This is a genomic window from Streptomyces sp. FH025, from assembly GCF_017427025.1.
GTDB lineage: Bacteria > Actinomycetota > Actinomycetes > Streptomycetales > Streptomycetaceae > Kitasatospora.
The window spans coordinates 1-8,935 of the sequence record NZ_JAFLNG010000303.1; the positions used below are offsets into that span (position 1 = coordinate 1).

At 73.0% G+C, this 8,935-nt stretch carries 8 protein-coding genes, 3 tRNA genes and 1 pseudogene; 1 reads left to right on the forward strand and 11 read right to left on the reverse strand.

Annotated elements, in window-relative coordinates; genetic code table 11:
* From J0670_RS21270 to J0670_RS21315, 10 genes and pseudogenes are all read right to left on the reverse strand, one after another.
* Positions 1-1,045, reverse strand: a pseudogene (locus J0670_RS21270) (hypothetical protein); the annotation flags it as partial.
* A gap of 98 nt (positions 1,046-1,143) precedes the next feature.
* Positions 1,144-1,216 (reverse strand) — tRNA-Ala (locus tag J0670_RS21275).
* Between the two features lie 428 nt (positions 1,217-1,644).
* Positions 1,645-1,717: transfer RNA gene (locus tag J0670_RS21280), tRNA-Ala, on the reverse strand.
* A gap of 43 nt (positions 1,718-1,760) precedes the next feature.
* Positions 1,761-1,833 (reverse strand) — tRNA-Ala (locus J0670_RS21285).
* Between the two features lie 145 nt (positions 1,834-1,978).
* Positions 1,979-2,629, reverse strand: coding sequence for a histidine phosphatase family protein (locus J0670_RS21290; protein WP_207813239.1), 651 nt, complete (start codon positions 2,627-2,629; stop codon positions 1,979-1,981).
* The gene (rsfS, locus tag J0670_RS21295) at positions 2,626-3,084 is read right to left on the reverse strand and encodes a ribosome silencing factor (protein WP_207813233.1); all 459 of its coding nucleotides are present in this window, start codon (positions 3,082-3,084) and stop codon (positions 2,626-2,628) included. The genes J0670_RS21290 and rsfS overlap by 4 nt, the downstream gene beginning before the upstream one ends.
* A gap of 278 nt (positions 3,085-3,362) precedes the next feature.
* The gene (locus J0670_RS40315) at positions 3,363-5,216 is read right to left on the reverse strand and encodes a LytR C-terminal domain-containing protein (RefSeq protein ID WP_207813234.1); all 1,854 of its coding nucleotides are present in this window, start codon (positions 5,214-5,216) and stop codon (positions 3,363-3,365) included.
* 13 nt (positions 5,217-5,229) lie between these two features.
* Entirely contained in the window at positions 5,230-5,874 is a 645-nt protein-coding gene (nadD, locus tag J0670_RS21305; RefSeq protein ID WP_374223139.1) for a nicotinate-nucleotide adenylyltransferase, read from the reverse strand.
* Between the two features lie 151 nt (positions 5,875-6,025).
* Complete coding sequence (locus tag J0670_RS21310; RefSeq protein ID WP_167344219.1) at positions 6,026-6,181, reverse strand: hypothetical protein; 156 nt, start codon at positions 6,179-6,181, stop codon at positions 6,026-6,028.
* 182 nt (positions 6,182-6,363) lie between these two features.
* Positions 6,364-6,510, reverse strand: a complete 147-nt coding sequence (locus tag J0670_RS21315) for a hypothetical protein (protein ID WP_207813236.1) — start codon at positions 6,508-6,510, stop codon at positions 6,364-6,366.
* 248 nt (positions 6,511-6,758) lie between these two features.
* Between J0670_RS21315 and J0670_RS21320 the strand changes: the two genes are divergently transcribed.
* Entirely contained in the window at positions 6,759-7,820 is a 1,062-nt protein-coding gene (locus tag J0670_RS21320) for a M48 family metallopeptidase (RefSeq protein WP_207813237.1), read from the forward strand.
* A gap of 84 nt (positions 7,821-7,904) precedes the next feature.
* Here J0670_RS21320 and J0670_RS21325 read toward each other — a convergent pair.
* On the reverse strand, positions 7,905-8,935 hold a 1,031-nt coding region (locus tag J0670_RS21325; protein WP_207813238.1), incomplete at its 5' end, for a hypothetical protein.

Below are 8,935 nucleotides of genomic sequence, written 5' to 3' on the forward strand. Positions count from 1 at the left end.
GTCGCCCCTCCCCCACCATCCCGGCGACTTCGGCCCTGGTCTCCTCGGTGCCGGGCACGCCGTCCAGTTCGGCGAAGGCCCGGGCGGCGACGGCCTCCGCCTGCTCGGCCTCGCCCCGGCGGCCGTGCGCGCGAGCGATCCGGCCGAGCTGGCGGGCCCGGGCGGTGGGGCTCAGCGCGGGGCCGTGGGCCTCCAGGGCGGTGCTCAGCGCGGAGACGGCGTCCAGGCCGCGCCCGCCGCCGCCCTGGGTGGCGAGCACCACCAGCGCGCCGAGCCCGGCGATCCCGAGCCGGGCGTCGCCGCTGACGTGGGCGGCGCGCAGCGCGGCGACGAAGGCGCGCTGCGCGGCCGCGTCGTGGCCGAGGTCGTACGCGGCCCAGCCGGCCAGCCGGGCGAGTCTGCTGGCGGTGCCGTACAGTTCGCGGCCCAGCCGCTCGTCGTACGATCCCAGTTCCAACAGCTTTGCCAGCATGGCGAGTTCGGCCCGGGCGGGGCCGAGGACGAGGCCGCCGCCGCAGGAGCGTTCGAGCCGCTGTTTGCTGCGGTAGGACAGGCCGAGCTCGCCGGCCAGTCCGGGGTCGACGCGCAGCGCGCCTTCGCCGCCGCCGACCGGCGGGGGTGTGGAGCCGAGTCGCTCGGCGGCGTGGTCGAGGTCGGCGCTGCGGAACAGGTCGGTGAGGCGGACGGGCCCGGCGTCGGTGGCGGCCTCGCGCAGCGCGGTCTGGGCGGTGTCGGCGGTCCACGGGTCGGTGAGCAGCCGGGGCGAGAGGATCTTGGCGCCGCGGTGGCCGCCCATCCGGCCCCAGAGCTGTTCGTAGGTGACGGCGATGCCCAGGGTGCGGCTGAGCACTTCGCAGACGGCCTGGTCGTGCGGGCTGCGCGGCACCATGCCGCGGTCGCGCCACTTGTACGGGGCGGTGGAGCTGATGGCCAGGCCCGGCGGCAGGGCGAGGCTCACCTCGCGGGCGAGCCGTTCCGGGCTCCAACCGAGCTGGTGCAGTATCCGGGCCAGCTCCTCGTTCCGCCTTCGCTGCAGATCGGCCATGGCACGACGTTAGCGGTCTTTCCGGCCCGTTCGCGGGTGGCGGGGGCAGAACGGCGAAGAGCCGCCCCCCGTTTCCGGGTGGCGGCTCTCGACTGCTGTGGAGCTATGGGGAATTGAACCCCAGACCTCTTGCATGCCATGCAAGCGCTCTACCAACTGAGCTATAGCCCCTCGACCTGCGATGTCACCGGAGGTTTCCGATCGTTTCCGTCCGTTTCCCTCGGCGACATCGACTACTTTACACGGTCCGGGGCATGCTCAGAAATCCGTTCCCCCGCGGCGGTCCTCCCGGGGGCGCCGCAGGCTTCCTGAAGGCTTGCCAGGCGCCGGGCGCGGGTGGCGAGGCTCGCCGGGCACTCGTCTCCCCCGAGGGCGTCGGTCCCCTCCAGGCCCGCGCCGCCACACGCCGGCGCTGCGCCGCCACACACCGACGCTGCGGCGCCACACACCAGGTTCACGCCGCCACACGCCGGGCCCGCACCGCCACACGTCAGGGCCGCGACGCGAGGAGGTCGCTCAGCTCGCCGGGCTCGGGGCAGAACCTCCCCGGGAACGCCGAGAGGCCGCCACCCCTTGGGTGACGGCCTCTCGAACCACTGTGGAGCTATGGGGAATTGAACCCCAGACCTCTTGCATGCCATGCAAGCGCTCTACCAACTGAGCTATAGCCCCGCGACACGGGCGACCCTGGCTGACCACGACCGCCGATGCGGAGTGGAGCTATGGGGAATTGAACCCCAGACCTCTTGCATGCCATGCAAGCGCTCTACCAACTGAGCTATAGCCCCGCACTCACCGGATCTCCCGCTTCCCTTCCGGGCCGCGTTCCTTCCCTGCGAACGAGGAAGACTCTAGCTGGTCAGGGCCGGAACTGCGAAATCCGCCCTCTCCGGGCCCCCGCCCGGGCCCCCGCAGGGGCCCGTGCCGAAGGCGTCAGGTGTCGTCGCCGATGACCGGCTGCGGGAGCGTGCCCGCGTTGTGCTCCAGCAGCCGCCAGCCGCGCGCCCCCTGGCCGAGCACCGACCAGCAGCAGTTGGACAGCCCGCCGAAGCACTCCCACAGGGACGGCTCCAGCTCCAGCAGCCGTCCGAGCATGGTGCGGATGGTGCCGCCGTGGCTGACCACGACCAGCGTGCCGTTCTCCGGCAGCTTGGCGACGGCCTCCAGCACCACCGGCACCGAGCGGTCGGCGACCTCGGTGGCCAGCTCCCCGCCACCGCCGCGGCGCACCGGCTCGCCGGCCGCCCAGGCCGCGTACTCCTCCGGGTAGCGCTCGCGGATCTCGGCGTTGGTCAGCCCCTGCCAGGAGCCCGCGTAGGTCTCCCGCAGGCCCTCGTGGTGCTGCACGTCGAGGCCGGTGACCGCGGCCAGCTCCTCGGCGGTGCGCCGGGCGCGCTTGAGGTCCGAGGAGATCAGCAGGTCCGGGCGCAGGCCGGAGAGCAGCCGGGCCGCCCGCTGGGCCTGCACGACGCCCTGGCCGGTCAGCTCGATGTCCGTGGTGCCCTGGAAGCGCGATTCGAGGTTCCAGGAGGTCTGGCCGTGCCGCCAGAAGACGATGCGCGGGCCGCGCGCGTCCCGGCTCAGTGCAGGTCCTCGGGCTTGCCGAAGTCGTCGGCCGGGGCGACGGCGTTGCCGGCCTCGTCGGTGATGGCGTCGGGACGGTTGCGCGAGGCCAGGGCGTCCTCGGGCAGCGGCAGCTCCGGGCAGTCCTTCCAGAGCCGGTCCAGCGAGTAGAAGGAGCGCTCCTCGGAGTGCTGGACGTGCACCACGATGTCCAGGTAGTCGAGCAGGATCCAGCGGCCCTCGCGCTCGCCCTCGCGGCGCACCGGCTTGATGTCCAGCTGCTCGCGCAGCTGGTCCTCGATCTCCTCGGCGATCGAGCGGACCTGGCGGTCGTTGTTCGCGGAGGCGATCAGGAAGGCGTCGGTGATCGACAGCACCTCGCTGACGTCGAAGGCGATGATGTTGTGCGCGAGCTTGTCGGCCGCCGCCTGCGCGGCGACGGTGATGAGCTGCTGGCTGTGGTCGGTGACGGTCACGGTGTTCTTCCGGCTCGGCGGCTTGGGGGGCGCCCCGGCGCGCGGCCGGGGTCGCCTTCCAGGATCTCACGCCGTCCCCGGGGCCCCGGAACCGTTTTCCGGGGCCCCGGGGACCGTCGCGAAGCCCACGGGGAGCGTCACGAAGCCCACGGGGACCGTCACGAAGCCCACGAGGACCCTCACGAAGCCGCCTCGGACCGTCACGAAGCCCCCGGCGCGGCCGTAGCGGACCGCCGGAGGCCGCCCGGGGCCGCGACCCGGCACGGCCCCGCGCCCGCCTACTGGTTCTTCGGCGGCTGGTAGTCCTTGCCGAGCACGACCAGCAGGTCCGCGGTCTGGGCGTCGCCCGTCTTCTTCACCGCCGTGTCCGGCAGGCCCAGGCTGGTCGCCAGCGACTTCGCCGCGGCCTGCCGGGCGTCGTCGGTGTAGCGGATCTCACTGGCGGCCTGCGGGGCGGTCTTGGCGCCGCCCGGTACGAACGTCAGGCCGGAGTTGACGATCTGGACCTGCGCGGCGGCCGCCGCCGCGTCGTTGCCGGAGGCGTCCTGCAGCGAGACCCGGGCCGGAGCGTCGGCCGAGGCCGCGGACTTCACGGTGCCGCCGAGCACGTCCTTGACCTGCTTGCCCGCGGTCGCCTCGTCCAGGCCGCCGTCCGGCTTGACGGTCAGCGCGCTGGTGCCGAAGTGGCCGTCCTTCGCCTGCTGGGCGAGCTGGACGAGCACCCCGGCGAGGGCGTCCTCGGGCAGCGAGGGGTCGAGCACCGCGTTCATCCGGTGCACGTCGTCCTTGGCGTCCTTGAAGTCGGTCGGCATGGTGCGCACCACCGCGTCCATGACCTGTCCGAACCGGGCCAGCTGGGCGTCCCGGTTCTCGCCGGGCGCCTGCAGGGTGGCGTACGCGACCGCGGCCTTGCCGCTGAGCAGGGTGTTCTTGCCCGCCGCGGACAGCAGCTTGCCGTCCGGCTTGCCGCCCTCGTGGGTCTCGGCGTTGGTGTCCACCCGGACGCCGCCGAGCTGGGAGACCAGCAGTTCCAGGTACGGGGTGTCCAGCCGCCAGGTGCCGGCCACCGGGGCGCCGAGCACGGTGGACAGGCCGTCGCGGGTCGCCGAGGCGCCGATCGCGTCCATGGCCTGGCCGACGGTGGTCACCGGCGGGTCGCCGGGGCCGGGCAGCCGCAGGGTGTCGGGCAGCAGCAGCACCGTGCCCTTCTTCCCGGAGGCGTCGTTGACCAGCAGCGCGCTGGACACCTTGCCCTGGAGGTCGCGCAGGTGGACGACGTTGACCTGGCGCCCGCCGACCGCGGCGGCCGCGGTCGGCTTGTCGCCGGTGAACCACAGGTAGCCGCCCACGCCACCCGCCGCGAGCGCCACCACCACGCCGAGGCCGATCAGCCGGTTGCGCAGCTTGCGGCGCCGCTCGGCGCGCACCTCGCTGCGGGACTCGGCGAACTTCAGCCAGTCGATGACGTCCTCGGACTCCTCCGCCTCCTCGTCGACGAAGGTGAACTCGCCCGTGGTGTAGGCGTCCTTGGGCGCCCGGCCGCCGGCCTTCCCGGCCCGGGCCCCCGCGACCTGCTCGGAGGGCGCGGGCTTGGCCGGGGCCGCCCCGGCGGCGGGCCGGGCCGTGCGCCCGCGCGGCGGCGGCACGACGGCGGGCGCGGCGGGCTCGACCGGATCCTGAGCGGGCGCGGGCTCGGCGGCGGGTTCGGGCCGCGGCTCGGCGACGACCGGGGCGGCCTGGTACGGCTGCTGCTGGCCCTGCTGGTACGCCTGGCCCTGCTGGTACCCCTGCTCCTGGTAGCCGCCGTACGCACCCTGCCCGTACACCGGCTGCCCGTACTGGTCGTACTGCTGCTGCTCGTACTGGCCCTGCTGCTGCGGGTACCCCTGGGTCTGCTGGTACGCCTGGCCCTGCTGGTACCCCTGCTCCTGGTAGCCGCCGTACGCGCCCTGCCCGTACACCGGCTGCCCGTACTGGTCGTACTGCTGCTGCTCGTACTGGCCCTGCTGCTCGTGCCCGCCCTGCTGCCCGTACTGGTCGTACTGCTGCTGCGGGTGCTGGTACCCCTGGTACGGCTGCTGGTACTGCCCGGTGGACCAATCCTCCGGCTGCTGGCCGCTGCGTTCCGTCACGCCCGCTCCTGGCTCAGGTCCCGTGCGGCGCGTACAGCGCCCGCTTGTCGATGTAACGGACCACGCCGTCCGGGACGAGGTACCAGACCGGCTCGCCCTTGGCGACCCGGTTGCGGCAGTCCGTGGAGGAGATGGCCAGCGCCGGGACCTCCACCAGGGAGACCCCGCCCACCGGAAGTCCGGCGTCCGACAGAGTGTGCCCCGGGCGGGTGCACCCGATGAAGTGGGCCAGCGAGAAGAGTTCGTCGGAGTCGCGCCAGGAGAGGATCTGGGCGAGCGCGTCGGCGCCGGTGATGAAGAAGAGGTCGGCGTCCGGGTGCAGGGCGTGCAGGTCGCGCAGGGTGTCGACGGTGTAGGTCGGTCCCTGGCGGTCGATGTCGATGCGGCTGACCGAGAACTGCGGGTTCTCGGCGGTGGCGATGACCGTCATCAGGTAGCGGTCCTCGGCCGGGGTGACCTCCCGGTCGCTCTTCTGCCAGGGCTGCCCGGTCGGGACGAAGATCACCTCGTCCAGGTGGAACGCGCTCGCCACCTCACTGGCGGCGACCAGGTGGCCGTGGTGGATGGGGTCGAAGGTGCCGCCCATCACCCCGAGGCGCTTCTTCACCGGTTCCGGTCCGCCGGGAATCCCGGCCTGCTCTCCCATGCCGCCACACATTACGCGACGCCTGTTACGGGGCGGGAACGCCCTGGTGGGGGTTGTCGGCAGATGCGTGAGGGAGCGGCCAGCCCGGTGGCCGGACGCTCCCCGAGCGGTCCCGTGACGCGATCCCGTGACGCGGTTCGGCGGCGCGGTTCAGCGGTGCGGTTCAGCGGTCCCGGTTGAAGCGGGTGGTCACGAAGAGCAGGAGCAGCAGAATGACCAGCGCGGCGCCACCCGTCAGGAGCGGGTTCAGGCTGTCGTGGTTGCCCCCCTCGCCCTCGGCGAGCAGGTTCAGAACGGGGAGTGCGGCGGCAGTGCTCATGGTCGGCGGGACCTTCTCGGCTCGGTGAACGGACCTGGGGGTTGTTCCGGGCCGGTGAGGGCCCACCCGTCATCGTACGGGTGGTTACACGGCAACCGCTCGGCGGCCCACCGCCGCTGACCGGGTGTGAGCCGGCAGGTCCTAGGAACGTTCCCAGGAGCCCGCACGACCCGGGAACGTTCCTAGTTGCCGCGGAAGGCGCGGGCCATGATCCAGATCAGCAGGCCGATCCCGACGAACGACGCGATCACGATGATCCGCAGGAACAGGCCCGGGCCGGACTCGTCGGAGATGGGGGCGGCCAGGCTGACCAGCGCGTCGGTGGACATCTGAGGGCTCCTCGAACTGCTCGGTACCGCGGCCGGGTCCGGTCTCGGTTCTCCAGGGCATTCAGGGTAAACCCGCCTCACACCGGCGCCGCCCACCGGCCCCTGCGGCACGGTCCGACCCGCGCGTAGGCTGGCCGCGGGGACGAGTACGCAACCGCGGACGTTGCACAGACAGTCGTTGCAGGCGAAGACCAGCGGGGGCCGGCCACTGCGGCCGGGGCCGCCGTCGACCAGGAGGTACTCAGAGCATGACCGACCCGACCGCGAAGACCCCGAGCCGTCGACGCCAGCGATTCCCCGAGATCTCCACCCGGGCGTGGGAGCACCCCGCCGACCGCTCGGCCCTGGTCGCCCTGCGCAGGCTGTCCGGCTTCGACGACATCCTGAAGAAGCTCGCCGGGCTGGTCTCCGAGCGCGCGATCCGGCTGATGTTCCTGGCCACCGCCGTGAAGACCTCCGAGCGCCAGTTCCCCGAGCTGTACGACATGGTGCGCGACGCCGCCTACGTGCTCGACCTGGAGCAGGTCCCGGACCTGTACGTGACCCAGGACCCGGCGGTCAACGCCTTCACCATCGGCATCGACACCCCGATCATCGTGATCACCAGCGGCCTCGTCGAGCTGCTCGACGAGGAGGAGCTGCGCTCGGTCATCGGCCACGAGGTCGGCCACGCGATGTCCGGCCACGCCGTCTACCGGACGATGCTGATGATCCTCACCAACATCGCCACCCGGATCGCCTGGGTGCCGCTGGGCAACCTGGCGATCACGGCGCTCGTCACCGCGCTCAAGGAGTGGTTCCGCAAGGCCGAGCTGTCCAGCGACCGGGCCGGCCTGCTCGCCGGGCAGGACCTCCAGGCGTCCATGCGGGCCCTGATGAAGCTGGCCGGCGGGCACAACCTGGGCGAGATGAACGTCGACGCCTTCCTGGAGCAGGCCGAGGAGTACGAGAAGGCCGGCGACCTGCGCGACGGCGTTCTGAAGCTGCTCCAGCTGCTGCCGCAGACCCACCCCTTCGCGGTGGTCCGGGTCGCCCAGCTGAAGAAGTGGGCGGAGAGCGACGAGTACCGCTCGATCCTGGCCGGCGCCTACCCGCGCCGCACGGACGACCGGGACACCTCGGTCGGCGAGCAGTGGAAGGCCGCCGCCGAGCACTACACGACCTCGGTCAAGGAGAGCAAGGACCCGCTGATGGGCCTGCTGCGGGACGTGGCCGGCGGCGCCGCCACCGTCGGCGGCAAGCTGCGCGACACCTTCACCGGCGGCAACAACCGCGGCGGCGGCTCCTCCTCGGAGCACGGCGACAGCTGAGCGCCACGACGACAGCTGAGCCCCGGACACGTCGACGGCCGGTGCCCCTCCCCCGGGGCGCCGGCCGTCGGCGTGTCCGCCCCTTCAGCTCCCCGCCAGCACCCCGCACACCTGCCAGGCCGGCCGCGCGTGGTTGCCCGGGTCGATCGCGGTCGGCGGCGCCACCGCGGCGCCCTGGGAGGTGGCCAGCACCGGCTGCAGGTAGCCCGCCATCGAGGTGGTGCAGGGCTCCGGCCCGGCCTGCACCACCGAGTCCACCAGCCGAAGCTGCGCCGTGGCGAGGTCCACCCGGTCGAACTGGAAGGTCAGTTCGCGCCGCACGGTCTCCAGGGTGACCGGCGCTCCGGCCGGGGTTCCGACCGGCCGCAGCGCGTAGACGAAGGTGTGGTCGGTGGTGACCTGCAGCGTGCCGCCGTCCACCTCGTCGACCCGCATCGCGCCGACCACCTTCACCGTGTCCGTCGCCAGCGCGACCTGCGCCGGGTCGAAGCGGACCACCCAGCCGGTCAGCGCGTGGTGCCGGTCGTCCACCGGCTGGGCGACGCTCGCGTCGAACTGCGCCTGCTCGCCGGGCGTGACGAAGGCCCGCACGTCCGTGGTGACGCCCTGGACCAGTGCCGCCGGGGCCAGCGAGGAGGCGACCAGGTAGCGCTGCACGGTGTCCAGCGCCTTGGTCACCTCGCCCCGGGTGAAGTGCTCGGTGGCGGCCCCGTCCGGGGTGTTCAGCCCGGCCGTGCCGTCCCCGTACCCGAGCGGCAGCGCGGCGAACGGGTCCGCCGGGTCGGCGACCGCGCGGACGGCCGAGGCCGGGCTCAACGCGACCAGGCTCACGGTCAGTTGGCTTCCCTCGGGCCGCGCCGGGACGATCCCCTTCGGCGAGTTGACCCCGAAGTACACCGCGGCCCCGAAGGCCAGCAGGATGAGCAGCAGCAGGGCCAGCGCCTGGCGCGGGACGGTGCCCAGCGGTCCGAGCCGCACCCGTGGCCGGGTGGCCCTGCCGAACGGGCCCGCGAGCCGCTCCCGGGCGGACAGCTCCTGGATCCGGGCAGCCCGCACGAACGATTCGTCGAACACGACGGACCGGAACTCGTCCTCGTTGCCGGAACCGCCCTCGG